We start from the raw sequence: 24,319 nt of genomic DNA, 5'->3' as shown, positions 1-24,319 counted from the left end.
GGTTCCTCAATTCCATGATCCGTTTCCGGCGAACCGCAACCGCCGCTGCCGCCCTGGCGTTCACCGCCGTCGCCACCGCCGTACTCGGCTTCGCCGGCCCGGCGTCCGCGCACGTCACCGTGAACCCGAAGGAGGCGACCCAGGGCGGCTACGCCCGGGTGGCGTTCCGGGTGCCCACCGAGAGCGACACCGCGTCGACCACCAAGATCGAGGTGGTGCTGCCGGAGAACGCGCCGGTCGGCTCCGTGTCGACCATGCCGGTACCCGGCTGGACGGTCGCCGTGGAGAAGCGCAAGGTGGACCCGCCGATCGAGGTGCACGGCACTCCGATCACCGAGGCGGTGGCAAAGCTGACCTGGACGGCCACCGGCGACGCGGCGGTCAAGCCGGGGCAGTTCCAGGAGTTCCCGGTGTCGATGGGGCCGCTGCCGACGGTCGAGTCGATGGTCTTCAAGACGCTGCAGACCTACTCGGACGGCACCGTGGTGCGCTGGATCGACCCGCCGGCGGCCGGTGGCGCGGAGCCGGAGCACCCCGCGCCGGTGCTCGCGCTGACCGCGGCAGCACCGTCGGCCTCGGCGTCGGCGTCGGCCGCGCCGGCAGCCGCGGCCGCGGCGACGAACGACGACGACGAGGGTGACGGAACCGCGATCGGCCTCGGCATCGCCGGTCTCGTCGCCGGCCTGGCCGGTCTCGTGCTGGGTGGCCTCGCGTTCGCCCGGACGCGCCGGGAGCCGGTCGTCAGGTCCTGACCCCGCCGTACCCCGCTGGCCCGCCGGAGTGATCCGGTGGGCCAGCGCGCTTTCCGGTCCCGGATCCGGCCGTGCCGTGGATATCCCCTGATCAGCCCGCCTGCGTCGGTAAGGTCTGCCGGGTACCTGGCTACGGAGGGAGACGGAGCGGATGCGGTTCGTGCGGGCGATCGCCGGAGTGCTGTTGTTGGTCATCGGGATTCCGGCGCTGCTCGCCGGTGGTGCGCTCTGGCTGGTGACCCGGCACGCGGACCCCGGAGGGACCTTCGCCGCCCGGTTCGAGACGGTCCGCACGTCCGGCCACGCGGTCGTGGTCACCGACCTCGACCGACTGCTGCGGCAGGAGGCGCCGTTCGCCCGTACCGCGCAGACCCGGCTGCGGTTGGACGCCCGCACGCCGGACGGCCCGGCCTTCGTCGGCCTGGCGCCCACCGCCGAGGTGCGCCGCTGGCTGGAGCCGGTTCCGCACGCCTCGATCCGTCGGGTGGCGCTGGCCCGGGGGCCGCTGCCGGTCCGAACGGACCCGGCCGGCCCGGCCACCGAGGCTCCGGCCGCCGCCGGGTCGGTGACCCCGCTCGGTCGCCCGTTCTGGGTACGCGAGGGAATCGGCTCGCTGGAGTGGAGTGGCAGTGATCTGGCCGGCGAGCCGATGAGTCTGGTGGTGATGCGCCCCGACGGCGGTGGCGACCTGGCGCTGGATCTGCGCGCCGAGTTGCGGGCGGCCTGGGCCACTCCGACCACCTGGGGACTGCTCGCCGCGGGGGTGCTGCTGGTCGTGTGCGCGGTGCTGCTCCTGCTGCGGCCGTCGCGCCCCCGTGAGGTGGTCTTCGTGGTCGAGCCGGACCAGGTGCCGGTGCTCGCGGGGCGGCTCGGGGTCAGTTCGTTGACGGGTCTGGGTGCCCCGCCCGTCGGGGACGCCGGGGTGGCGCGGCCGCTGCCGGCCGAGCGGCAGCTCGCCAGGGTGGGGTCCGGCGTGGGAGAGCCGTCCCGGTCGGCGATCGGCGCCGTACCGGCCCGGCCGGCGACCCTCGCCGACCTGGACGCGCCGCCGCGACCGGAGGTGACGCTGAGCCTGGCCTGGCCGCCAGCCACCCCGGAGTCGACGGCCGAGCCGGTGCAGGTGCAGGTGCCGGCGGACGGAACGGCGGGTGGCCCGCCGCGCTGCCGACGCGGAGGGCCACCTTCACCGGGGGATCGGTGCTACCCGAGCGACGCTTGAGGTAGGTGAGACCAGATTAGCGCCGTTAGCGGCTACTGGGCAGCTCTGTCCATTTGGTGCGATTTTTGGGACCGCGCTCGGCCCGAATGGGCAGCACCACCAGCAGCAGCAGGCTGAGCAGCACGTAGCCGTTGCGCATCACGAAGTCCACCGGGTCGTCGGTGCGGACCGGGGCCACGCCCCAGTCCTGGAACGAGACCACGCCGTAGATGATCAAAGCGCTGGTGCCCACCGCGAGGCCGCCCAGCCACCGCCGTCGGCGTACCTCGTCCGGGTGGTCGGCGCTCAGCGCGGCGTCCGCGAGCAGCACGACCGCCGGCACGAACCAGTAGATGTGGTGGGTCCAGGTGATCGGACTGATCAGGGCGCCGACCAGGCCGGTCAGGGTCAGCCCGGTCAGGGCGTCGCCGGCCCGGGCGGCGCGGACCGCCCGCCACAACCCGTAGCCGGCCACCACGGCGACCAACGCCAGCCAGAGCAGCCGATCCGGCTTCTCCGGTGCGGTGAACCGGCTGAGCAGGCCGAACAGCGACTGGTTACCGGTGTAGTCGGTGCGGCCCACCCGGTCGTTGTCCCACAGCTCGCGGGTCCAGAACCGCCACGAGTCATCCGGCGCGATGGCCGCCGCGAGCAGGGTCGCCGCCGCAGCCGTCGCACTCGCCACCGCGGCCGCCCGCCAGCGACGGGTCACCAGCAGGTAGACGATGAAGATGCCCGGGAAGAGCTTGAGCGCCGTCGCCAGCCCGATGCCGACGCCGGCCCAGCGACGTGCCTGCGGTACGGCGAACAGCAGGTCGGCCAGGATCAGCACGACCAGGAGCATGTTGATCTGCCCGAAGGTGATCGTCTCGCGGGTGCTCTCCACCGCCAGCACCAGCAGCACGGCGACGGTCAGGGTGAACGTCCGCGGCAGGTCGTGCCTGGCGATCACCGGCGTCACCAACCACCGGGTCGTCAGCACCACGGCCAGCACCGTGAGCACCGTGAAGATGGTCACGGTGGCGCCGAGCCTGAGCAGACCGAACGGCCAGAGCAGCAACGCGCTGAACGGCGGGTAGGTGAAGTACAGCTCACCCTGCACCCGATCCGGCTGGACGTAGTCGTAGAGCGGGTTGCCGGCCGTCCACCAGTCCATGGCGGACATGTAGATCTTCAGGTCGAAGAAGTTGTGCACCAGGCCGGGCAGGTAGAGCGCCGGCAGCACGGCGAGCAGCGCCACGACGGCGACCAACCGACGGACCATCCGGCCGCCGGGATCGTCCTCGGTGACGGCTGGCGGTGCGACGGGTTCGGCTTGCACTTGAGAAACCCTAGCGGGCTGCCCGGTCGAGAGCGCGCAGCCGCGGGTCGTGGGCTGCGCGTAGGCTGTCCCGGTGGCTGATCTCCTCGTCTGGATCGACTGTGAGATGACCGGGTTGGACCTTGGCAGCGACAAGCTGATCGAGGTCGCGGCGCTGGTCACCGATCCCGACCTCAACGTTCTGGGTGACGGCGTCGACGTGGTGATCCACGCCGACGAGGCCGCACTGGAGGCGATGCCGGAGATCGTCCGGACGATGCACGCCAAGTCCGGCCTCACCGAGGAGGTGCGCCGCTCGGCGGTGACCCTGGCCGAGGCCGAGGACCGGGTTCTGGAGTACGTCGGCAGCTTCGTCAAGGATCCGCGTACCGCCCCGCTGTGCGGCAACTCGATCGCCACCGACCGGGGCTTCATCGCCCGGGACATGCCCCGCCTCGACGCGCACCTGCACTATCGCATGATCGATGTCTCGTCGATCAAGGAACTGTGCCGCCGGTGGTACCCCCGGGTGTACTTCGGCCAGCCGCAGAAGGGCCTGGCGCACCGGGCGCTGGCCGACATCCGGGAGAGCATCCGGGAGTTGGAGTACTACCGACGGACACTCTTCGTGCCGCTGCCCGGCCCGGATGTGGAGACAGCCAGGGGCATCGCCGCCGAGCTCTGACCCGGGCGTCGGCGTGGCGTTGGTCGCGGCTGTCCCACGCGGGACCCGGCAACCCGCTGGACGCGGTCCGCGGTGATGTGGCTATTATTGGTCCGCACCCCGCCCGGGGCGATCGACCGGGCGTCGGCGGCGTGGTGGCTGTAGCTCAGTTGGCAGAGCACCGGGTTGTGGTCCCGGTTGTCGGGGGTTCAATTCCCCTCAGTCACCCAGCGATATGACTCAGGCCCCCTCCAGCGAGGGGGCCTGACTCGTTGTGGGCGAACCCCCGGGTCGACGACATGCGGACGCCCCCTCCGACGGAGGGGGCGTCCGGCTTTGCGGGATTCTCAGGCGGTCGGGGTGGGCGTGGGGGTTTCCGCCGCGGGGGTCGGGGTGGCGTCCGGGTCGGCCGGCGGCTCGTACGGCAGGGCGCTGCCCTTGACGTACTCGTCCCAGCTCATGTTCCAGTCGGTCCAGCCGTTGCCGTTCTGCAGCTTGCGCTCGGTGCCCTTGACCGTGATCGGGTCGCCGACCTGGGTGTTCTTGAACAGCCAGTCACCGTTGGCCATCGACACGTTCACGCAGCCGTGCGACACGTTCACGCTGCCCTGCTGCCCCTCGGACCACGGAGCCGCGTGGATGAACTCCCCGCCCCAGGTGAGCCGCTGGGCAAAGTCGATCTTCGTGCGGTAGCCCTCCTCCGGGCCCAGCTCCTCCATGGTGTCGAAGACCGTCTTGCGCAGCTTCTCGATCACCACCATGGTCCCGCTGGACGACGGGGTGCTCTTCTTGCCCAGGCTGACCGGAATCGTCTTGATCACGGCGCCGTTCCTGGTCACCGTCATCCGCTTGGTCTTGTTGTCCACCGTCATGACCACCGCAGCGCCGATCTTGACGTCCACGCTGAGGTCGGCCCGGCCGTACCAGCCGCTGCCCAGCGGCAGGCCGCCAGCCTGCACCCGGTAGGAGACCTTGGTGTCGGCCTTCCAGAACGTCTTCGGCCGGTACCGGACCTCGGTGGGGCTGACCCAGTGCCAGATGCCCTCCTGGGCCGGCGTGGAGGTCACCGTCATCCGCCGCTGCACGTCGTCGCGGTAGTCCTCCGGGATGCCCCGGCTGAACTTCACGATCAGCGGCATTCCGACCCCGACCACCTGGTTGTCGCCGAGGAAGCTGCTGACCCGCACCTGGTTACCCGGCTTGGCCATGGTGGTGAAGGTGCTGGTCGCGGTGGCCGGACGATCGTCGTCGCCGGTGGCGGTCACCGTGGCCGTGTAGGTCGTCCCGTAGTCCAGCGCCCCGGCCGGCAGCCAGGTCTTGCCGTCGGCGGCGACGGCGCCCTCGACCGTCTTGCCGGCCGCGTCCTTGAGCTCGACGGCGGTCTGCACGGCGTCCTTCGAGCTGAACGTGATGCCGGTTGATGCCGGTACGTCCTTGGCGTCGGTTGCCGGTTCGCTGATGGTGGCCGCCGCCTTCGGCGCCGGGCTCTCGCCGCCGCCCTGCCACGAGGACGGCTTGCCGCCCTTGTCGTCGGTGCAGGCGGAGGTGAAGGCCAGCGCCACGGCGAGAAGCCCCGCCGCGAACACGCGGCGCCGCCCACCGGGCCGGTTCAGCTGGTGCTGGCTAGCTCGCATGATTTCCTCACAGTCGTGGTCCCGTGACCCATCGTCTCTTACAGACGCGTCAGAACCGGCCCCGGTTGCCGAGGGTGAACCGGAACACGCCGACAATTATGCCCGGATTTTGCTAGAATCCGGCGATTCGTGAGCCTGGCTCGTCTCCGTACCGGGGACTGAGGGGCTGCGGGCAGCGCCGCCGCGTCTTGAGCAGTGAAGGGTACGCGCCGACCCGCACCATCGCACGGGCCGGCGCGGACGCCGGGTCGCTCAGAGCGTGGGCCCGGACCCACCCTTGGGCACCGGCAGAGCGCTGCCCTTGACGAACTGTGACCAGCTCAAACTCCACGCCGTCCAGCCGTTGCCGGCGGCGAGCCTGCGCTCGGTGCCCTTCACCGTGATCGGATCACCGATCCGCGTCTTGTCGAACAGCCACCGGGCGTTCGCCGTCGACACGTTCACGCAGCCGTGCGAGACGTTCTCCCGTCCCTGCACGTGCTCCGACCAGGGCGCGGCGTGGATGTACTCACCACCCCAGGTCAGCCGCTGGGCGAAGTCGATATCAGTGACGTAGCGGTTGCTCGGGTCCGGGTCGTCACGGGTGTCGAAGACCGTGGACTCCTTCTTCTCCATCACCACCATGGTCCCGCTGGACGACGGGGTGCTCTTCTTGCCCAGACTCACCGGCACGGTACGGACCAGCGCGCCGTTCTCGTACACCGTCATCTTCTTGGTCGCGTTGTCGACCTTCATCACGAACGACCGGCCGATCTTGGCGGTGGCCCTGCGGTCCATGTCGCCGTACCTGCCGTTGCTGAGCGGCACCCCGGCCAGCGCGATCCGTACGGTGATCGTGGTGCCCGACTTCCAGTACTCCGGCGCCCGGTAGTAGGCCTGCGTGCCGTTGTCGACCCAGTGCCAGGCCCCCGGCTGCGGAGGGTCGGTGCGGACGAACATCCGCTTCTGCACCGCCGCCCTGTCCTTCTTCGGGATGCCCGGGTGGAACTCGGTGACCACCGGCATGGCCACCCCGTAGCTCTTGTCGTCGAACAGGTACAGGCCGGACCCGACGGTCGACTTCGGCTTGGCCATCGTGGTGAAGCTGCTGGTGCCCTGGCTGCTCGTGCCGTCGGCAGCGGACGCGGTCACCGTGGCCGTGTAGCGCGTGCCGTACTTCAGTGGGGCCGACGGTACCCAGGCGGAACCGTCAGTACGCAGCTTGCCCTCCACCGCGCCGCCGCCCTCGGCGGACAGGGTGACCTCGGAGACCTTCCCACCATCCGGCAGCTTCGCGCTGATCTCCGAGCTCACCGGTCGGTCCTTCGTGCCGTCGGCCGGGTTCAGCGCCAACGCGGGGCCGCTCGGCGCGGCCGACGTGCCGGGCTGGGCCGCGTCGGCATCGGCGCCGGCGCTCGCGCTCGACGCGGCGCCACCAACGAATTCCGGTTTCTTCTGCTCGTCGCCGCACCCGGTCAGTGCCAGCGACGCCACCAGGGTCAGAGCACACACCACCGCCCCGGCTCGCGTGAACCGTGCCATCCCCACCTCTGTTCTCGCGTACCTGGCGGACATCGTGCCGCATCAACGCCGCGACCCACGCCCCTGCACCTGCCGCAGTGGTCGGTTTGGCCCTTTCTGCCCGGTAAGCTCGACCGAAGGGGGGACCCGGGTAACCGGATTGGAGCCCCGCTCAGCGGGGTGCTAATGTTCTCTCCGTTGCCGAACGAGCGCCGCTAGCTCAACTGGCAGAGCAGCGGACTCTTAATCCGCGGGTTCGGGGTTCGAGTCCCTGGCGGCGCACCAACGATATCCAGAGGACATAGCCAATTGGCTATGTCCTCTGGATCATGAGTGGGGCGCGGGTGGGACCCCTGCTGCCCCACGTTCTCTGGGTCGAACCACGTCTCTGGCCTGCGGAAATATTGATCAAACCCTGCGGACTCTTGCTTGACATCGCGCGGCTGGGTGGAAAGCTTATTTACCGTGTCGATGTATGCGTTCGACGATGCGCGTCGTGAGCTAACCGTAATCTGGGCAGCGGCCAAGGGCTCCCGATCTTTACTGATCGGCCTGGAGTGTTAGACGAGCAGGCGGCTCGGCTGTCTGCGGAGCTCACCGGTCTGTCGCATGCGTTGTGGGAGACCTACGTGCGACCGGCGTCGTCGGTGTCGACGACGAACGCCAGCGGCGCGAGGAGGAAGGGGAACAGCTCAACGCGGTGACGTCCGCTCTGCGAAAGTCGAACCTGCCGGATCCTTCCGGGCTGTTGACCGTGTGGGATGACCGCCGTGCGGCCAACGCCTGCGGGCACCAACCACGCATCCACTCCCTTAAGAACCGCGCGTACGCGCGCCGAGTCCGCTGCCACCAGCACCGTCTCGTAACTGGTTCCCACCCTGCCTCCGACCCGACCCTCCGCCTGTGACGCCGATCGTAGACGATCATGGCCGAGCCATACCGCTGAACGGTCACCGACGCATCCGCTCATCGGCAAGACCGCGCGCCCAGCACGACCGCGCGCCCGTCACGCAAGGTGACGAGCGGATCGCGGCAGATGCGGATGCAGCCGCAAGTTTATTTCGGCTGGCGCTGGCGTCGGCGCGGAATCTCGGTTGAACAGTCGGGTCCGGATCGGTGACGATCGGGCTGTGGCCGTACCCATCCGTCAAGTCCGTGCCCGCTACTCCGCTGACACCATCACCGTGTACCAGGCCTATCCCCCGCAGATAGCGCTGCCGGCGGTAGCAGCCGGTCGTCTTGTGGCCCCCTTCAAGCGGGAGCGGATGACGTGGATCAAGCCGTCATTTCTGTGGACGATGTACCGCTGCGGCTGGGCCACCAAACCAGAGCAAGAACGCGTGCTGTCCATCGACATCACTCGTCAGGGATTCGAGTGGGCGCTTGCCCGAGCCAGCCTGAGCCACTACGACCGAGACCTGCACGGCGACAGGGCGACCTGGACCCGGCAACTGAAAACTAGCCCCGTGCGAGTGCAGTGGGATCCGGAACGATCACTGCATCTAAAGGCGCTTTCGTACCGGTCGCCGCAGGTTGGGTTGTCCGGCGAGGCGGTCGATCGATACGTCGACGACTGGACGGTGGCCGTCACGGATATCACCCCTACCGTTCACCGCATCCGCGACCTCCTCCGTAGCGGCGACGAAAAGGCAGCAGCAGCTCACCTGCCTGTCGAAGATGCCTACCCGCTGCCGGCTCAGATTGCCGCCGGCCTCAACGCCAGCCCGGACGTCACCGCCGAAGAAGCGGCCGAGCAACAGCACGCACGCTGAAAAACCGCTCGGCTCGGCTTCCACCTCGTCAGAGCTTTTTCGTGGTTCGCGGACGGCAACTCCTCGTGATCGATTCTCACGCTTGAGAAAGCGGAGGATGGTCACGGCTGGGACCGGTCTCCGACAGAGCGTGCGAAGGTCGGCCGTCGCACCCCTACAGTCCGCTCCATGAGGTGGACGGTGCGACTCGCGGTCGCTCTTCCCGTACTGCTGACCACCCTGGCGGCCGGCGTGGTGAGCGCCGTCGCGGCGCCCGCCGACGGCGGCCTCGGCCTGGCCCTGCGGCCCGGCCAGGCCGACTACCGGGTCGGCGACCAGGTCCGCCTCGACCTCACGGTCACGAACACCACCGGTGCGGCGTGCGCGGTGACGACCAGCGCCGTCGGCACCGTCCAGGTGACCGGGGTACGCCTCGACGGGCGCGACCTCACGCCGACGCTGGCCCGCAGCTTCCACGACGACGGCATCGGTGCTGCCGCCACCGCCGGTCTCACCACTGTGCAAGCCGGTGCGAGCACGACGGTGAGCCTGACCGGCGTACGCCTGCACGACGGTAACTCGCCGGACGCGGTGGTGCTCCGTTCGGTGGCGGCCACCCCGGACGGCGGTGGCCTGGACATGCTGTGGCCGGTCGGCGCCCCCGGCCGGTACGAGGTGTCCGCCGGGTACCTGCCACTGCCGGTGACCGGCGCGACAAGCCTCTGCGCGGGCGGGACCACGCTGCGGACCACCACCTTCACCGTTGGAGATGGCGGCGTGACCGGCCGGCGCTGGCTGTGGCTTGCCGGCGCGGCGTTGCTGCTGATGCTGCTCACCGCCGCGTTGGTGGTGATCCTCCTGCGGAAACGCCGCCGGCCGACCGCCGCCGCCGTGGCCCTGCTGCTGTCCGTCGGCGCACTGGTCGTCGGCGGGCCTCGACCGGCGCGGGCCGACTACGCGGTTGACCCGACCGGTGGCGTGCCCGTCAGCGGCGTCGACTTCCAGGGCGCGGTCGACAACTGCCTGAAGGGATTCTCCGCACCCGGCGGGGACCCGTCCGGCCTGCTCCCGCGCCTGCGGGACAAGAAGTCTCCCCGGGTGCGGATCATTCCGACCACCGGCGGCTCGGGCGCGTTCGAGACCCCGGACAGCCCCGACGGGAAGGGCTCCTCGACGGTCACCTGGAATCCGACCTCCGTCGAGCCTTACGGCGACGGCGTGTCCCGGGACCCCTGCGCCGCGCTCTACCACGAGCTGAACCACGCCGACGACATCTCCCAGAGCAAGGTTCCGCAGGGCGACTGTGGCAGCACCGGCATCCGTACCGCCGAGGTGAAGGCGACACTCGCGGAGAACCGCTACCGGGTGGCGAAGGGCCTACCACCACGCACCGAGTACGACGGGAAGCCGCTGCCGAAGAGCTTGGACGAGTGCAAGAAGCCGGCGAAGAAGACGCCCCCACAGAAGGGTCCGGTGAAGCTCTGCGAGGAGGGCGCCAACTGCGGCGGCAGCAACGGCGACCCGCACCTGGTCACGTTCGACCGGGTCGCCTACGACTTCCAGGCCGTGGGCGAGTTCACGCTGGTCACCGCCACCGGCAACGACCCGCTGGAGGTGCAGGTCCGCCAGGTGCCGATGACCGGCACCCGAACCGCCTCGGTCAACTCGGCGGTCGCGTTCCGGGTCGGCGCCCACCGGGTCGCGCTCACGCTCACCGACGGCGGCACCCAGGTACACCTCGACGGCGCGTCGCTGGCCGCGCCCCCGGAACGCACCGAACTGCCGGGCGGCGGCACCCTCACCCGCCGCCCCTCGGACACCGGACCCACCGACGGGTACGACGTGGCGTGGCCGGACGGCTCCGCGGCGGCGGTGGACCAGATCGGCCACTACGGCTACCGGGTGCTGGTCAAGCTCGCCGACGGCCGGGCCGGGAAGGTCCGCGGCCTTCTCGGCGACTTCGATGGCGACCCGGCCGATGACATCGCACCCTCCTCCGGGACCGCGCTCACCCAGCCGGTGCCGTTCACGCAGCTCTACCCGGCGTACGCGGACAGTTGGCGGGTCACCCCGGACCGCTCGCTGCTGCACTACGACGACGGGCAGGACACCGGCACGTTCACCGACCGGGCGTTCCCCGAACGGGAGGTCACCGTCGGCGACCTCGACCCGGCCCGCCGCGCCACGGCCGAGCAGATCTGCCGGTGGGCCGGAGTCACCGCCCCCGCCCAGCTCGCCGAGTGCGTCTTCGACGTCGCGGTCAGCGGCCGCCCCGAGTTCGCGGTGGCCGGCGCCACCACCGAGCGGGTCGCCCCGCCCGCCGCTACGTCGATCACCGCCGTACCGGTGGCGACCGCCAGCCTGACCCCCGGTGGGGCGCCACTGACGTTCCCCGGCCGGGCCGGGGACGCCATCTTCGTCGACGCCACCGCGCCAGGGATCGCCGACCGCTGCTCGCCGTACGTGCTCACCGACCCGACCGGCCAGGCGATCGGAGGCGGCTGCGCCATCAACGGCGTCGGGTACATCGACCGCGTCGACCTCACCACCGCCGGCACGTACGCCGTGCGGGTCACCGCCGCCCCCGGCGACACCGGGCGAGCCGCCATCCGGGTGTACGTGGCTCGGGACGTCGACGGCACGCTGCAGGCGAACGGCCCGGCGGTCACCGCGACCCTGGACCAGCCGGGCGCGCGGGCGCGGTACCGGTTCACGGGGCAGCAGGGTGAGCGAGTCTTCGTCGAGGTGCCCACGAGCACACTGACCAACCAGTGCTCCCCGCTGGAACTGCGCGACACCGAGGAACGGCTGCTGAGCAGCGGCTGCGTGATCAACGGCGTCGGCGAGATCGACGGCACGCTGCTGCCCGCCGACGGGACGTACACCGTGGTGGTCGATCCGACCGGACGCACCACCGGCGCGACCACACTGCGCCTGGTCAGCAGCCGCGACCGGGCGGCGTCGATCACCATCGGCGGTCCGCCGGTCGTCGCCACCGTCGACCGGCCCGGCGCGGTCGTCACCTATCGGTTCACGGCCAGCGCCGGCACGTCGGTGAGTCTGACCGCGACCGCCTCCGACCTACCCGACCAGTGCGGTGTGCTGGAGCTGCGCGCCCCCGACGGCAGCCCGATCACCAGCGGCTGCGTGGTCAACGGGGCTGGCGACATCGAGCCGACGACGCTGCCGGCCCCCGGCGCGTACACAGTGGTGGTGGACCCCTCCGGGGTCGCGACCGGGCAGGTCACGCTGACGCTGCGGTGAGGCGGACCCCTGCCTGTTCGGGGTGACGTCCGGGGCGTGCTACCGTCTCGTCCCGTTGTCAGCGAGCGCCGCTAGCTCAACTGGCAGAGCAGCGGACTCTTAATCCGCGGGTTCGGGGTTCGAGTCCCTGGCGGCGCACCAACGATCAAGGTCCTGACCTGGTGGTTCACACTGGGTCGGGGCCTTTTTCGTGTACGCGGGCGGTGGGTGGTCGCTCGGTGGGTGCTCGGGAGCCAATGGACCGGGGTGGTTCTGGTGGGACGCGGCGGGGGTGCTCCTGGACGCCGGTCGGTGGCTACCGGTGGGGGATGGCCGGTCGGCCCGGGTTGCGACTGTCGGTGGTTCCGGATCGGCTTGGTGGGTGGTTCCCGGCTGAGCTTGGCGCCGGGGCCCGACGATCGTGCCGAACGCGATATGCCGGTTCTGCGCCTTCCGTCGTCGGCTCTTCGACTGACTTGATGAACAGTGATCATGCAAAACGTCCTACGAACCCCGTTTTGCGAAATCTAGACCCATCAACAATAAATACGGGGAAGGTTTCCGCTGAACCCTCGGTGGGCGGGGTCCGCTACGGGGGGGTGTCCCTATGGGGTTCGTCAAGCGGCGATCGGTGTCGTAGGGCGTGTTTGGTAGGGGATCTTGTCGCGGAGCATGGCGAACAGGACGTCGCAGCGGCGTCGGGCGAGGCAGATGAGGGCGGCGTTGTGGCGTCTGCCTTCGGCGCGTTTGCGGTCGTAGTAGGCGCGGCTGGTGGGGTCGGCGAGGGCCGCGAAGGCGGCGAGGAAGAACGCGCGTTTGAGGTTCTTGTTGCCGCCGCGGGGTGGGTGTTCGCCGCGGATGCTGCTGCCGGAGCGTCGGGTGACGGGGGCGAGGCCGGCGTAGGCGGCGAGGTGGCCGGGGGTGGCGAAGGCGGTGCCGTCGCCGACTTCGAGCAGGATCCGGGCGGCGGTCCTGACGCCGATGCCGGGCATCGAGGTCAGGACCGGGGCAAGAGGGTGCGCATCAAGGATCCTGTCGACCTCGGCGGCGACCTGGTCGCGTTGGCGTAGAACGTCGCGGAGGCTGTCGGCGAGGCGGGGCAGGATCGTTTCGGCTGCAGTCGTGCCGGGGCAGGATCGTTTCGGCTGCAGTCGTGCCGGGGACGGTGACGGTCTGCTCGTCCAGTGCGGTCATGATCTGCTCGACCAGCCGGTCGCCCATGCGGGGTGCGTGGACGGTGGCGATCGAGATCAGCTTGCGGCGGCCGGCCTTGCGCAGCCCGACGGGTCCGCCGCAGCGCGACAGCAGCTCCAGCACCGCCTTGTGCTGCACCTTCGGGCCAAGGACCCGTTCCAGGGCGGGGTCGATCTGGGGTGAGCAGTCCCCGGATGCGGTTGGACAGGCGGGTGGCTTCGCCTGCGAGGTCGTCGTCGAAGCCGACCAGGACTTCCAGTTCGGCGAGGGCGTCGTCGCCGGTGTCGACCCGCCGCAGCGTGTGCGGCAGGGTGCGAGCAGCGTCGGCGATGACATAGGCGTCCCGGGCGTCGGTCTTCGCCGAGCCAGGGTGCAGGTCAGCGATGCGCCGCATGGCCAGGCCGGGCAGGTAGGCCACCTGATGTCCGGCCGCACGGGCCACCGCGATCGGCAGGGCGCCGATCGAGGCAGGCTGGTCGACCACCACCAGGACCCGCCCGTGGCGGGCGAGTTTGTCGAACAGTTGCCTCAGCCGGGCCTCGGTGTTCGGCAACGCCGCGTCGTGCAGCCGCTTGCCGTCCGGGGCCAACCCGACCGCGTGATGATCGCCTTTGCCGACGTCCAAACCGAGGTAGACGCCGTATCCGTCGTTCACCAGACCCGCCTCCACGCATCATCCGTGGCCTCGGCCGCTGGTCAGGCGTCGGACTGCCGGCAGCCACGTTACGAAGAGGCCTACCCCAACACGGGTGGCCGTGTCCCTATCAGCGGTCCGCCGACGCCACCCGACCCGGCGACAACACCCCCCGGATCATCCGAACGACAGGGGCAGGAAGTCATACCGGGCCGGGCGACCGAGGAGTCCCCGGCTGGGGACGATCAAAAAGGTAACGGGGCTGTTGACTGCACAGCGGCGACGGGGTGTCTCGAACTCTCCTTCCAGCCGGCAACAGTCTCATCGCGCCAGTGCGCCATGAGCGCACGTTACGGTGTAGCGCCGAGCCTTGCCCACGTTTAGCTGCACGCAAGTGCCAACCATCGGAGCTTGGGATGCTTTTCACCCTAGTTGAACGGTTCGCCAGCATTCCGCCCGTTCCGCGGCAAGCGTTTCTAGTCAGAGACGCCTGGAATGACTTCGGCTACGTGACCATGTTTCAACTCAAAGTGGTCGATGACCAGGGGCGAATGCACGACATCGGCAACATCAAGGTCGGACGGTTCGGGGCACCCGAGGGCTGGGCGGCCGCACCGGAACTGGCAGGGCCATTCACAGCGCTCACCGACCAGTACTTTTCGTTGGGCCAGGACGACACCTACTACGAGAACTTGGCGAACCTTGGAGCGGCGGTCCGAATCGAGGTGCTCTCCGCGCTGCGGGATCTGGCAGACGATCCGGGGCTACTGGCCCGAGCCCAGAGTGAAGATGTCACGACGGTGTCATTGTTGCGCAGTGTCACGGTGCAAGTGGTTACCGGGCAGTTCCGGCGCATCGTCCACGGCGGTGAGCGAGTCACGCCCTACGAGTTCGGATACCAGCCGGCCGCACCTGCCGTGCTGAGCGATCCGGTGTGGCAACAGCACCTGGACTTCACCGTAATTCCAGACCAGCAGCCACCGACCAACGTGCACGTGGTCATCGGCCGCAACGGTGTCGGCAAGTCCCATTTACTGCGCAATCTCGTTCGCGTCGTCGCTGACCGCCGCGCGCAACCAGCCGAGGTCGGGCGTGTCATCGGCGACGATCTGCCTGGAGGAGGGCAGCTGTTTCTCGGTGTCGTGGCGGTGTCGTTCAGTGCCTTCGACGAGTTCGTCGCCATACCCGAGGAGCATCAACGCGTCCCCTACCTGCCTATCGGCGCTCACGACTCGTCTGGTGGTGAGGTGGAGGCGCCGCTGGGCCGCGCACAATTCGCGGAGTTGTTTGCCGAGAGTCTGGAGCAGTGCCTCACCGGTCGTGCCGCCGAAAGATGGGTACGCGCTGTTGACGCGCTGAGGTATTCTGGCTCAGGGTTCCTGGATGACGACGACTGGGTGCCTCGTTTCTGGATCGCTTCTGCCGAGCAACGCCGGACGATGGCGTTACAGCTCTTCAGCCGCCTCAGCTCGGGACACGCGATCGTTCTGTTGATCATCACCCGGCTGGTAGAACGCGTGCAGGCACGAACGCTGGTCGTGATCGACGAGCCCGAGTCTCACCTGCACCCACCGCTGCTCGCTGCCTTCGTGTGGGCGCTGTCGGCACTGCTGGTCAACCGCAACAGTGTCGCCGTCATCGCGACCCACTCTCCGGTAGTGCTGCAAGAGGTTCCCGCGTCATGCGTCTGGACGATCCGCAAGAACGGCCGCTACATCACCCCGGAGCGGCCGTTGCTGGAGACATTCGGCGAGAACGTCGGCACTCTGACACACGAAGTGTTTTCCCTCGAGGTGACTGACTCCGGCTATCACCGGGTTATCCGATCTGCGGTGCTGGAAGGTCTGCGATTCGATGAGATCCTGGCTCGTTTCGGCGGGCGGCTAGGTAACGAGGCGAGGGCAATCACGCGCACGCTCATCGCGATTCGTGACGCCGGCGGTGAGCTGTAATGTGGCGTGTCCCGCGCCCCCAGATCGACGCACAACACTTGTTCGTCATGTGTTCCGGCGCGGCGAACCACGAGAACCGTGCCCGGCTGGTTCTTCTCGAACAGCAGGTTGTCTTCGGCGCGTGGCTCTATGCCAAGGCTGCAGCCAGCGCTACCCTGCATCCACTCAAGGAGCAGTTGGAGAACAAGCCCAGGGACGAGGCTGACCGCGACGTGCTGGTCGCGAACTACAAGAGCAGGCTACTCAAATCTCGTGCCTGTCGGCCTTACTACGAGCAGCTGCTCGCCGCAGCACCTTACGCGCGGTGCCCGCTGTGCGGCCACCGGACGGTGTCGACGCTAGATCATCAACTGCCGAAGAAGGCGTACCCGTTGTTGGCGGTCGTGCCCGACAACCTGGTCCCCGCATGTGCGGACTGCAACCGGATGAAAAACGACACGGTAGCGTCGGATAGCACCATGCAGACGCTGCACCCGTACTTCGACGAAGCGGACGACCGGCGGTGGCTGTACGCGAAAGTGCTCCCAACCGAACAACGCACCGTGGTCTTCTACACGGAGCCGAGCGACGAGTTCGCCCCGCTCATGCAGGCCCGCATCCGCCATCACTTCGCCGAGTTCCGACTCGCTGCCTTATATGGACCGCAAGCAGCCCGGGAGATGGCCGGCATCGAAGTCACCATTTCGAGTCTACGGCACCGTGCTGGGCCAGCAGCCGTGGTTGATCAGCTTCGTGATCGAGCTTCGGGATGGGCCGCGTACTCGCTGAACTGCTGGCAGCATGCTCTCTACGAAGCCCTCGCAGCCGATCACGGCTACGTCAGTGAAGGCATGTTCGCCGTCACGGGCTCGATGACAATTTGAGGGAGGCGATTCGGTAGCGCCGTTTGCCCAGAATGGCCCCGGCTCTTACCGCTTGTGAACGCCTTTAGTCTTCATGCTCCTGCCACATAGAGTCGGTAGCTGTCGAAGATCATAAATCAGAGTGTCCGCGTGAAGCCTGCCGAGAAGTCTGCTCAGTGGTCGATTCCTCGTCAGCTGAAGCGGAGACATCAGGGAATGCTAGCCCTGACCTGAATGCACTGATCTGTCGCTGAGCGGACGCCAGTGCGGACGAGGCTCTGTCACCGTTCGTAGACATACGGGCTGCCGGAGGGCCATGTCATAGGCCGCTGTCGTAATAGGTATCGGCTGCGCGTTTGGTGGGCACAGCCTGTCGCGCCAAGCTTGTGAGGAAGTCGAAGTGGGCACAGTGCTCCAGCACCGCGTCGTCCACTGCTCTGAGCTGGCCGTATGTATCGAGAAAGCTCGCGCGTAGGTCTGGGCGGTGGGGCCAGACTCGAGTGGCGAGTCGTACGAGGTCGCGGGCGGGTAGGTCGTAGCGGCTGTGCTCGAAGTCGATTAGCCTGACCGCTCCGTCGTCGCCGTAGATCATGTTGCGGGGCATGAAGTCGAGGTGGCATGGGAGGGCGGCCAGCGGCGGCAGGTCTCGGAGGGCTCGCATATGCGCCCGTAGCTCCGCCCGGCGGGCGCCGGTAATGCCCTCTCCGACCCGGTGGATCCAGTACTCGGCGCGTTCCGCGAGCCAGGCCGTCCAGTCTGGTTCGAGACGGGGCGGTCCGGCGGCGTGCAGTGTCTTGAGTAGTTGTCCTGCCTCCCGGTAGGCGCTCTGCTCGGCCTCGGGGTCGAGTTGCCGCTCGTTGAGCGGGACTCCCGCTACAGCCGTGATGACGGTGGCTGGTGGGTCGTCGGTTGTCGCGAGCAGTCGGGGTGCCCTGTCTCCGAGGGCGGGAACCCAGGTCCGGTAAGCGTGAACTTCCTGGTTGTGGCGTTCCGGGCTGCGATGGATCTTGACCATGACGTCTCCGTGGGCGGCCGTCGAGGCGCGGAGCACGCGAGTGCCGGCGTGCCCGGGGTGCGAGGTCACGGGTTTGGCGTGGGCGTCGAGGAGCCGTTGGCAGAGCGCGAGGTGAACGTTGTGGTCAGCCATGGTGGGGTTGGAGGTGTCGGGTGTCGTTGTGGCTGACGAGTTGCCAGATGGTGCGGCCGAAACGGTTGGTCGGTCGCAGCCACCTGGCGACGGAGGCGTGGTCGGTGACGAAGCCGAGCCGTAGGCATGCGTTCCGGGGGAGGCCGAGGAGCAGATTGTGGGCGGCTTCGACGGTTTCGCCGTGAGCGGCGACGAGGATTCGTTCACCCTCGTGGCGGGCCAGGATCTTCTGCAGTGCGGCGGTCGCCCGGTAGAGGTACTCGTTCCATGTCTCGGATCCGGAAGCGTACTGGCGGTCTGGGCTGTGCTGAGGCGGCCCCTGGAAGGAAGTCTTGATGTCGACCCAGGGCCGGCCGTCGGCATCGCCGTGGTCAGGGCCGCGGAGGTCCGGGTCGATGGTGGCGGGCATGTGCAGAGCTTGAGCGATGATCTCGGCGGTCTGGGTGACGCGCAGTCGGGGTGTGGCGTAGAGGGCGGCATAGGGCCGGTCGGCGTGGTCGGCGGCCAGGTGGGTGGCGAGTTGCTCCACCTGGTTCCGGCCGCGGCCGGTGAGGCCGGTGCAGCCCTGTTCGCCGCCGACGATTCCGGCGACGTTGCAGGCGGCTTCGCCGTGGCGGGCGATGACGAGTTCGGTTGTCGGGGCCATCCGGGAGTTCCTTTTCAGCTCAGTTCGGTGAGGAACGGGTCGGGCCAAGGCCGGACGGTGGGCCAGGCGTGCCGGTAGCCGTTGCGGCCGAGATATCGCAGAGTCAGCAGGTGGTGCAGCTCGGCGTACCGTTTCAGGTCGGCCAAGCTGCAGATCTGGGGCGCGACAGCGACGCGGTAGGCGCGGAGACAGCGAGCGATCGATAGGTCGGCGAGGCGGCCGTAGGTCATGGATGCGGTGACCACGAGGCCGGCCAGGTCGTAGCCGAAGGGAGCGAGTGTCAGGTCGTCGAAGTCGACGACGGCGACCTCATTGCCGTTCGCAAGGTAGTTCCGAATGTTCGGGTCCTTGTAGAACGTCACTGGCTCCCCGACCCTGTCGAGTGCGGCGTTAATGACCGATTCGTGGATGCCCGCCGCGGCTGCGGCGTGGTGTAGCGCCGCCTGACGCGGGCTGGCGAAGTCGGAGATTACGAGTCCGGTCGAGGTGATGTGGGGTTGATCGAGACAGGCGGTCCGAAGTTCATCTCGGTGTGCGGCAGCGTGAAGCTGGCCGAGTGCCGCAGCGGCCCGCGGAAGATCTTCGACGCCCGGTGCGTGCCCCATCAGCCGCTCGAAGATCAGATGCCGAGAACTCCGCGCGACGAGCGCGGGCAGGCGTACTCCGGAGCCCAGGCCAGCCAGCCAGGTGTGGTGGGCAGCAGCGGCGGCGCAGCGTTCCGGGTCGTCGTACCGCTTGACGAAGATGGCCCCGCTCATGGCCGCACCGCTACGGCGTAACTGACGGTGGATCGGGTTGCGTAGGGCGGCGCGGGCAGCCGCTGCTGGAGGGCCGCTGCGAGGGCGGAAATTCCGCCGGTCAGGTTGATTCGGTACTTCGGTGTCGTGGTGAGGTAGCGAGCGAGGTGCATGGCGTTCGCGAAGTGGAAGACATGTTCCTCGTGCTGGACGTCGATGACGGTCAGGTTGGTGGCGGCGATGGTGTGCAGGTTGCCGCTGTGGAAGCTCTCGTAGAGGCTGGGTCGGCTGGTGGCATGCGGGTCGAGGCCGGCAGCGTGGACCAGGCGGTCGAGTTCGGCGTAGCTGTCCAGGGACTTGGTGACCAGGACAGCGGTGCCGCCAGGGCGTAGACAGCGGGCGATCTCCGCCACGACCAGCTCCGGCGTCGCGGAGTGGTACAGGCAGAAGGCGGCAACTGCGGCGTCGGCAACGCTGCCCGGCAGCGGCAGGTGGTGGAAGTCAGCGCAGACCACTGAGCCCAACGCGCCAGCGGCGCCGAGGCGGTCGCGGGTGGTGCGGAGAAGCGCGGTCGAGGCGTCGACGGCAATGAGCCGGCGGGGCCGGAGCCGGTCGGCCAGGCGCAGGGTTGTGGTGCCGCGCCCGCAACCGATGTCGAGCACGGCCGCCCCGGCCGGGACCCGGGCGGCGAGCAGGTCTGCGATCGTGTCGGCGGCGTCGCTTCCGCTGATCTTGGCACGATGCAGCGCGTGAGTGCGGTCGGCGAGCCGGCCGTCGCCCTGGTAGAGGTCGCCGTGGACCAGGGTGGGGTCAAGGAACGGGTTGGCCGACATTCGTCGCCTCCCGTTCCGTCGCGGTCAGGTCACCGGCTGATGCTCGTCGCGGACGCGTTTCACTAGTTCGGCGGCCTGGCGGCGGCTGGTGACGGTGATCAGGCAGACGTGTGGCCCGTGTTCTCGGACAAGATTCTGGACTCGCGGGCGCATGGTGCGCCGGTAGCCGAGGAGGTAGCGGACGAAGTTCCAGGTGATTCGGTCGTAAACGCCGTCCTGGTGGTGTTGCCCGCCGCGGTAGCGCCAGCGGCGCTGGGCGATGCCCCATAGGCAGGTTCTGGCAGGTAGATCGAGGAAGATCACGGTGTCCGCGGCGGCAAGCCGGATCGGCAGGGTACCGGCGTAGTTGCCCTCGATGATCCACCGTTCGCCAGCGACGAGCTTCTCCTGCCGGGCGGCGAACTCGCCCTGCGGTAAGGGGTTCCAGTGCTCGTCGTAGTAGGTCGCGTCGAGGTGCGTCAACGGCGTGTCGAGGATCCGGGCCAACTGGCGCGCGACGGTGGACTTGCCGCTGCCGCCGCAGCCGATGATGGCGATCCTGTCCATGGTTCTCCAGGGTAGAGGTGTGGTGCGCTCGTCCGGTGGTGACACGGTAGGTCATGACGGCACCGACTCCGGGTGATGCAGCAGGTAGGTGAGCACCTCGAGCTGGGACGAGAGTCGGAACGGGTCGAGGTGCCGTAGGCACCCCGCGATCAGGTTGGCGTGGTCACCGGTGCCGGCGATCTCGCTGAGCCAGCCGATGCGGTGCCGCACCTCCGTGGCGTCGCGGACGATCAGTGACGAGGGAACAAGGGCGTCGGCGCCGCGGACGTCACGAGGCAGTAGGGGCACGCAGCCGGCGAGAACGGCCTCGAAGATCCGCTGGGTCATCTGCCCCGCTGTGGCGTACCGGGCAGGCAGCAGCAGGACGGTGGCGAGCGCGTCGGCGTAGATCGCGGACACCCTGGGGAACGGGACTCGGCCGATGAAGTTCAGGTTCGGCCAGCGTCTGGTGTCGGCCCATTTGCCCGCGATCAGGTGGGGCAATTGGGCGGCGGCCGGCGCGAAGTAGGTGTCGAACGCGTGGTCGCGGTCGTACTGGTTGCCGACGTAGACCAGCGGGGTGCGGCGGGGCAGGGCCGCCAGCGCAGCCGGGTCAGCGGCTTCGATAGCCGTGTCGGCGACCGGAAAGAGCAGTGGTACCGCGCCCGGAGTCGGGTGCAGAGCGGGTTCGCAGACGGTGACGTTGCGGGTTCGGCGCAGGGGGTCCGCTGCGGGCAGCCGACGGTCCTTGTCCCACAGGATCGTTGGGGTGCCGAGCTGGTGGGTGTAGTGGTCAAGCAGTTCGCCCTGCCGATGCAGATCGCAGGTGTGGCCGGGTCGGCCACAGGCGGTGGTATTGCGGCCGGGAATGGGCCAGCGCCATTCGAGGAACAGCGCGTCGATCTCGGGCAGGCCGACGTCCCAGCGGTAGTGGCTGGTGAGATCGTCGCCGGCCTCGCACAGGTCCCGGTTGGGTTGAAGGAAGACGATGTCATGGCCGGCTGCACGTAGCCCGTCGACCAAGGTCCGGCGATGGCTGCGGCCTCCGTCCGGGGTGTCGGTGATGCCGGGGCCGAGGAATCCCCAGAAGCTGTAGCCGATTCTCACTTGGTCACCCACCAGCCTTCGATGAGCAGCGCGTCTAGGCCGGACTCGGTGAGGCAGTCCAGCGCCATCTCCGGCGTGCCGCAGATCGGCTTGCCTTTGATGTTCAGCGAGGTGTTGATCAGCACGGGATGGCCGGTGATCTCACCGAAGCGGGTGAGGACGTCGGCGAGGAAGGGGTGTTGCTCGCGGGTGACGGTCTGGACTCGGGCGGTGCCGTTGACGTGCACGATCGCGGGTAGCTTGTCGCGGGTCAGCTCGGTCACGGAAGCCGCGAGCGACATGTACGGCGACGGTTGGCGTAGCCGGAAGTAGTCGGTGGCCTTGTCGGCGAGGACGACAGGGGCGAAAGGTCGGAACGGTTCACGGAACTTGACGGTGGCATTGAGCCGCTCGACTACACCGGCCTCCAGGGGAGAGGCGAGGATCGATCGGTGCCCCAGTGCCCGTGGGCCGGCCTCCAGCGCGCCGGTGAACAACCCCACGATCGCCCCGGCGGCTAACTGCCGGGCCAGATGTTGGACAGGTTCAGCGGGTCGGCTCGCGTGGAGTCCCGCGCGCGGTGCTGCCGGTAGTGCCAGGCCGGGATAGGCGGGGCCGAGGTAGCAGTGGTGGCGGAGGCCGGTGGGTGGGCGGCTGGTCACGTCGAGCCAGGCGTGGGCGGCGGCGCCGATCGCGGTGCCCGCATCGCCGGGGGCGGGCGGTACATGCACCTCGTCGACGATGCCGGCCTGGGCGATGAGGCCGGCGCTGACGCAGTTCATCGCAACTCCACCACCCAGGCAGAGCAGCCCGGAGCCGGTCAGCCGGCGGGCCCGCTCGGCGAGATGCAGCATCACCTGCTCGGTGCGTTCCTGCAGCGCAGCGGCCAGGTCGGCGTGCACAGGCTCTACCGGTGCCGTCGGCGTGCGGGGCGGGCACGTTGCGGCGGTGAACGCGGGCGTGACCCGGCCGTAGCGGCTGGCGAGCACCCGCAGGGCGATCAGCGCTGGGTCGAGGGTGAACCCGTCGGTGGTGAGCTGGATCGCCCGAGACATCAGCTCCCGGAACCGGGCGGGGTCGCCGAGGGCGGCCAGCGCCATCACGGTGCCTTCCTCGTCACCCCGCCGCCAGCCGAGGTGCTCGGTGACGGCACCGTAGGCGTAGCCGAGGGAGGCCGGGTCGTCGATCGCATGCGTCAGGTTGAGGCTGAGCCGCGAGTTGCGTTGACGGGCGTGCCAGGTGGTAGTGGTCTGCAGCTCTCCGAGGCTGTCGACGATCAGGACCGCCGCGTCGTCCACACCGGCGGCAGCGAAGGCGTACAGGGCATGCGCCCGGTGGTGCGGCACCGGCTGCAGCCGAGCGTGCGGGAAGCGTTCGGCCAGGTCTCGCATCCGGGCCTGGTAGCGGCGGTGGACCGTGGTGAAGCTGCGAGCCCGAGGCACGGCTCGAGCGCGGCTGGCCGCCTGCCGTAGATGACTTGGCAGTTGGCCCAGCGCTCCCAGGTAGCGGCGTCCATCGAAGTTGTACGCCACCGTGGTCACCTCCGACGGCGACAGGCCGGCCTCGTGGAGCAGCCAGGCGACGCCGTGTGCGGGGTAGGCCTTGCTGTGCTTGACCCCGTCGAGCCGTTCCTCCTCGACGAAGCCGATCAGGTGGCCGTCGACCAGCAGCGCCGCCGCCGAGTCATGCGTGTACGCGCACAGCCCAAGCACCACCTTCGCGGTCATGCCAGCTCCGGCGATACGACGGCCGGCCGGGTGAGGTGCTGGTACCAGGCGACGAGAGCAGCGCCGAGCGGTCCTGGGGTGTCGTGGGCGACCTTGCTGGCCAGGTCACGCTCGCCGAGCTTCCATGTCCGGTAGCTGGTCAGCACCTGCCCGAACGTGTCCCACAGGGTGCCGTCAGGCAGATCGCCGTTACCGGAGATGACCTGCGCGAGGACAACATCCAGGCTGGGCCAGTCCACGCCGACCCGATCCATCTCCGTGGCGGTCGGTTCGTGGTGGAGACACTCGGCGGCAGCCGGAGCATGATCGGCGTAGAGGTGCAGCGAGTCGACGTGGTGGTGGTACTCGCCGACCTCGACACCGAGCCAGCCGGCCATCAGTTCCTGCAGGAGCGTGGTGGCGAAGATGTCGTACGGGAAGCCGAGCCACAGGTCCTGGCTGCGCATGGTGGTGTGCATCTCGAGTCGACCCTGCCGGATCAGGAACCGGTATCCGAGAGTGCACGGCACATCGCGGTAGCCGCGGTGGTCGCGTCCCGGGTCGTAGATCTGGACGACGGCCTGTCGGGAGTCTCGGTCGGCCGTCAGCTTCCGGACGACCTCGTCGAGCTGGTCGAGGTTGCCACCCCACCGACGAATCCGTGGCCCGTACGCGCCCTGCAGGACTCCGTCGTCCGCGTAGCGGCGCAGGTTGCCATTGAAGTCGAAGATCCACGGGTCGTCCGAGCCGGAGAGGATCCACAGCGCCTCGGCGACGGCGAATGCCGGGTTGATGACGCGTACGGGTGGCACGGAGACCAGCCGGCGTCGAGGGTTGCTCAGGCACAGGTGCGCGCCGACGACCTCAATGGTCATCATGTCACGCGGGCAGGCGATGCGGCCGTTGAGCAGTACCGCCTGGCAGGCGGCGGTGAACAACTCGCTCGCGGAATCCGCTTTCAAGACGATCATGAGA

18 protein-coding genes, 3 tRNA genes and 1 pseudogene are annotated in these 24,319 nt (G+C 68.8%); 10 read left to right on the top strand and 12 right to left on the bottom strand.

From position 1 onward, the window contains the following. The first annotated feature begins 14 nt into the window (after positions 1–14). Together ACLJN9_RS21620 and ACLJN9_RS21615 are read left to right on the top strand one after the other, a co-directional pair. A complete protein-coding gene (locus ACLJN9_RS21620; protein WP_410813263.1) occupies positions 15–752 on the top strand; it encodes a YcnI family protein in 738 nt (245 codons plus the stop codon). Between the two features lie 151 nt (positions 753–903). Continuing rightward, positions 904–1,971 carry a hypothetical protein gene (locus tag ACLJN9_RS21615; protein WP_410813262.1) on the top strand — a complete coding sequence of 356 codons (1,068 nt, stop codon included), beginning with the start codon at positions 904–906 and terminating at the stop codon, positions 1,969–1,971. A 25-nt stretch (positions 1,972–1,996) separates the two neighbouring features. Here ACLJN9_RS21615 and ACLJN9_RS21610 read toward each other — a convergent pair whose 3' ends face one another. Continuing rightward, positions 1,997–3,271: a glycosyltransferase family 87 protein gene (locus tag ACLJN9_RS21610; protein ID WP_410813261.1), complete on the bottom strand. Its 1,275-nt coding sequence runs from the start codon at positions 3,269–3,271 to the stop codon at positions 1,997–1,999. Positions 3,272–3,344: 73 nt separating this feature from the next. On the opposite strand from ACLJN9_RS21610, the gene orn reads away from it, so the two are divergent. Both orn and ACLJN9_RS21600 read left to right on the top strand, forming a co-directional pair. Next, positions 3,345–3,935, top strand: coding sequence for an oligoribonuclease (orn, locus tag ACLJN9_RS21605; RefSeq protein WP_410813260.1), 591 nt, complete (start codon positions 3,345–3,347; stop codon positions 3,933–3,935). Between the two features lie 134 nt (positions 3,936–4,069). Beyond that, positions 4,070–4,142, top strand: a tRNA-His gene (locus ACLJN9_RS21600). A gap of 119 nt (positions 4,143–4,261) precedes the next feature. Here the strand turns inward: ACLJN9_RS21600 and ACLJN9_RS21595 are convergent. Together ACLJN9_RS21595 and ACLJN9_RS21590 are read right to left on the bottom strand one after the other, a co-directional pair. Then, on the bottom strand, positions 4,262–5,548 hold the full coding sequence (locus tag ACLJN9_RS21595; RefSeq protein ID WP_410813259.1) for an Ig-like domain-containing protein: 1,287 nt from the start codon (positions 5,546–5,548) through the stop codon (positions 4,262–4,264). A gap of 252 nt (positions 5,549–5,800) precedes the next feature. Further along, positions 5,801–7,069, bottom strand: coding sequence for an Ig-like domain-containing protein (locus tag ACLJN9_RS21590; protein ID WP_410813258.1), 1,269 nt, complete (start codon positions 7,067–7,069; stop codon positions 5,801–5,803). 188 nt (positions 7,070–7,257) lie between these two features. On the opposite strand from ACLJN9_RS21590, the gene ACLJN9_RS21585 reads away from it, so the two are divergent. From ACLJN9_RS21585 to ACLJN9_RS21570, 4 genes are all read left to right on the top strand, one after another. Further along, positions 7,258–7,333: transfer RNA gene (locus ACLJN9_RS21585), tRNA-Lys, on the top strand. An 845-nt stretch (positions 7,334–8,178) separates the two neighbouring features. Next, positions 8,179–8,820, top strand: coding sequence for a DUF4291 domain-containing protein (locus tag ACLJN9_RS21580; protein ID WP_410813257.1), 642 nt, complete (start codon positions 8,179–8,181; stop codon positions 8,818–8,820). A gap of 168 nt (positions 8,821–8,988) precedes the next feature. Further along, complete coding sequence (locus ACLJN9_RS21575) at positions 8,989–12,063, top strand: VWD domain-containing protein (protein ID WP_410813256.1); 3,075 nt, start codon at positions 8,989–8,991, stop codon at positions 12,061–12,063. A 65-nt stretch (positions 12,064–12,128) separates the two neighbouring features. Next, positions 12,129–12,204: transfer RNA gene (locus ACLJN9_RS21570), tRNA-Lys, on the top strand. A 455-nt stretch (positions 12,205–12,659) separates the two neighbouring features. Here ACLJN9_RS21570 and ACLJN9_RS21565 read toward each other — a convergent pair. Then, positions 12,660–13,891, bottom strand: a pseudogene (locus ACLJN9_RS21565) (IS110 family transposase). A gap of 395 nt (positions 13,892–14,286) precedes the next feature. Here ACLJN9_RS21565 and ACLJN9_RS21560 point away from each other — a divergent pair. Together ACLJN9_RS21560 and ACLJN9_RS21555 are read left to right on the top strand one after the other, a co-directional pair. Then, a complete protein-coding gene (locus ACLJN9_RS21560; protein ID WP_410813255.1) occupies positions 14,287–15,822 on the top strand; it encodes an AAA family ATPase in 1,536 nt (511 codons plus the stop codon). A gap of 47 nt (positions 15,823–15,869) precedes the next feature. After that, positions 15,870–16,685: an HNH endonuclease gene (locus tag ACLJN9_RS21555; protein ID WP_410813254.1), complete on the top strand. Its 816-nt coding sequence runs from the start codon at positions 15,870–15,872 to the stop codon at positions 16,683–16,685. Between the two features lie 298 nt (positions 16,686–16,983). Here ACLJN9_RS21555 and ACLJN9_RS21550 read toward each other — a convergent pair whose 3' ends face one another. Genes ACLJN9_RS21550 through ACLJN9_RS21515 form a run of 8 tightly spaced genes read right to left on the bottom strand, consistent with a single transcriptional unit; the run spans position 16,984 to position 24,315 of the window. Further along, positions 16,984–17,811, bottom strand: a complete 828-nt coding sequence (locus ACLJN9_RS21550) for a phosphotransferase enzyme family protein (protein WP_410813253.1) — start codon at positions 17,809–17,811, stop codon at positions 16,984–16,986. After that, a complete protein-coding gene (locus tag ACLJN9_RS21545; RefSeq protein ID WP_410813252.1) occupies positions 17,804–18,457 on the bottom strand; it encodes a histidine phosphatase family protein in 654 nt (217 codons plus the stop codon). Before ACLJN9_RS21545 ends, ACLJN9_RS21550 begins: the two co-directional genes overlap by 8 nt. Before the next feature lie 14 nt (positions 18,458–18,471). Beyond that, positions 18,472–19,215, bottom strand: a complete 744-nt coding sequence (locus ACLJN9_RS21540; RefSeq protein WP_410813251.1) for a phosphotransferase — start codon at positions 19,213–19,215, stop codon at positions 18,472–18,474. Next, the gene (locus tag ACLJN9_RS21535; protein WP_410813250.1) at positions 19,212–20,027 is read right to left on the bottom strand and encodes a class I SAM-dependent methyltransferase; all 816 of its coding nucleotides are present in this window, start codon (positions 20,025–20,027) and stop codon (positions 19,212–19,214) included. The genes ACLJN9_RS21540 and ACLJN9_RS21535 overlap by 4 nt, the downstream gene beginning before the upstream one ends. A 24-nt stretch (positions 20,028–20,051) precedes the next feature. Next, positions 20,052–20,573 (bottom strand): topology modulation protein, encoded by a 522-nt coding sequence (locus tag ACLJN9_RS21530; RefSeq protein ID WP_410813249.1) that lies wholly within the window; start codon positions 20,571–20,573, stop codon positions 20,052–20,054. 51 nt (positions 20,574–20,624) lie between these two features. Beyond that, the gene (locus tag ACLJN9_RS21525; protein WP_410813248.1) at positions 20,625–21,659 is read right to left on the bottom strand and encodes a hypothetical protein; all 1,035 of its coding nucleotides are present in this window, start codon (positions 21,657–21,659) and stop codon (positions 20,625–20,627) included. Beyond that, complete coding sequence (locus ACLJN9_RS21520; protein WP_410813247.1) at positions 21,656–23,365, bottom strand: carbamoyltransferase; 1,710 nt, start codon at positions 23,363–23,365, stop codon at positions 21,656–21,658. Before ACLJN9_RS21520 ends, ACLJN9_RS21525 begins: the two co-directional genes overlap by 4 nt. Then, complete coding sequence (locus tag ACLJN9_RS21515) at positions 23,362–24,315, bottom strand: thymidylate synthase (RefSeq protein ID WP_410813246.1); 954 nt, start codon at positions 24,313–24,315, stop codon at positions 23,362–23,364. The genes ACLJN9_RS21520 and ACLJN9_RS21515 overlap by 4 nt, the downstream gene beginning before the upstream one ends. Positions 24,316–24,319 lie beyond the last annotated feature (4 nt).

The organism is Micromonospora sp. 067-2 (assembly GCF_046549295.1).
GTDB lineage: Bacteria > Actinomycetota > Actinomycetes > Mycobacteriales > Micromonosporaceae > Micromonospora.
This window is presented reverse-complemented; position numbering and strand designations above follow the sequence as displayed.

What these genes read in the sequence shown, in the direction of transcription:
- ACLJN9_RS21550 (WP_410813253.1), bottom strand. Translation starts at nt 17,811, where the DNA reads ATGGCTGACCACAACGTTCACCTCGCGCTCTGCCAACGGCTCCTCGAC.
- ACLJN9_RS21595 (WP_410813259.1), bottom strand. Translation starts at nt 5,548, where the DNA reads ATGCGAGCTAGCCAGCACCAGCTGAACCGGCCCGGTGGGCGGCGCCGC.
- ACLJN9_RS21540 (WP_410813251.1), bottom strand. Translation starts at nt 19,215, where the DNA reads ATGAGCGGGGCCATCTTCGTCAAGCGGTACGACGACCCGGAACGCTGC.
- ACLJN9_RS21535 (WP_410813250.1), bottom strand. Translation starts at nt 20,027, where the DNA reads ATGTCGGCCAACCCGTTCCTTGACCCCACCCTGGTCCACGGCGACCTC.
- ACLJN9_RS21555 (WP_410813254.1), top strand. Translation starts at nt 15,870, where the DNA reads ATGTGTTCCGGCGCGGCGAACCACGAGAACCGTGCCCGGCTGGTTCTT.
- ACLJN9_RS21620 (WP_410813263.1), top strand. Translation starts at nt 15, where the DNA reads ATGATCCGTTTCCGGCGAACCGCAACCGCCGCTGCCGCCCTGGCGTTC.
- ACLJN9_RS21530 (WP_410813249.1), bottom strand. Translation starts at nt 20,573, where the DNA reads ATGGACAGGATCGCCATCATCGGCTGCGGCGGCAGCGGCAAGTCCACC.
- ACLJN9_RS21515 (WP_410813246.1), bottom strand. Translation starts at nt 24,315, where the DNA reads ATGATCGTCTTGAAAGCGGATTCCGCGAGCGAGTTGTTCACCGCCGCC.
- ACLJN9_RS21615 (WP_410813262.1), top strand. Translation starts at nt 904, where the DNA reads ATGCGGTTCGTGCGGGCGATCGCCGGAGTGCTGTTGTTGGTCATCGGG.
- ACLJN9_RS21560 (WP_410813255.1), top strand. Translation starts at nt 14,287, where the DNA reads ATGCTTTTCACCCTAGTTGAACGGTTCGCCAGCATTCCGCCCGTTCCG.
- ACLJN9_RS21520 (WP_410813247.1), bottom strand. Translation starts at nt 23,365, where the DNA reads ATGACCGCGAAGGTGGTGCTTGGGCTGTGCGCGTACACGCATGACTCG.
- ACLJN9_RS21545 (WP_410813252.1), bottom strand. Translation starts at nt 18,457, where the DNA reads ATGGCCCCGACAACCGAACTCGTCATCGCCCGCCACGGCGAAGCCGCC.
- ACLJN9_RS21575 (WP_410813256.1), top strand. Translation starts at nt 8,989, where the DNA reads ATGAGGTGGACGGTGCGACTCGCGGTCGCTCTTCCCGTACTGCTGACC.
- ACLJN9_RS21590 (WP_410813258.1), bottom strand. Translation starts at nt 7,069, where the DNA reads ATGGCACGGTTCACGCGAGCCGGGGCGGTGGTGTGTGCTCTGACCCTG.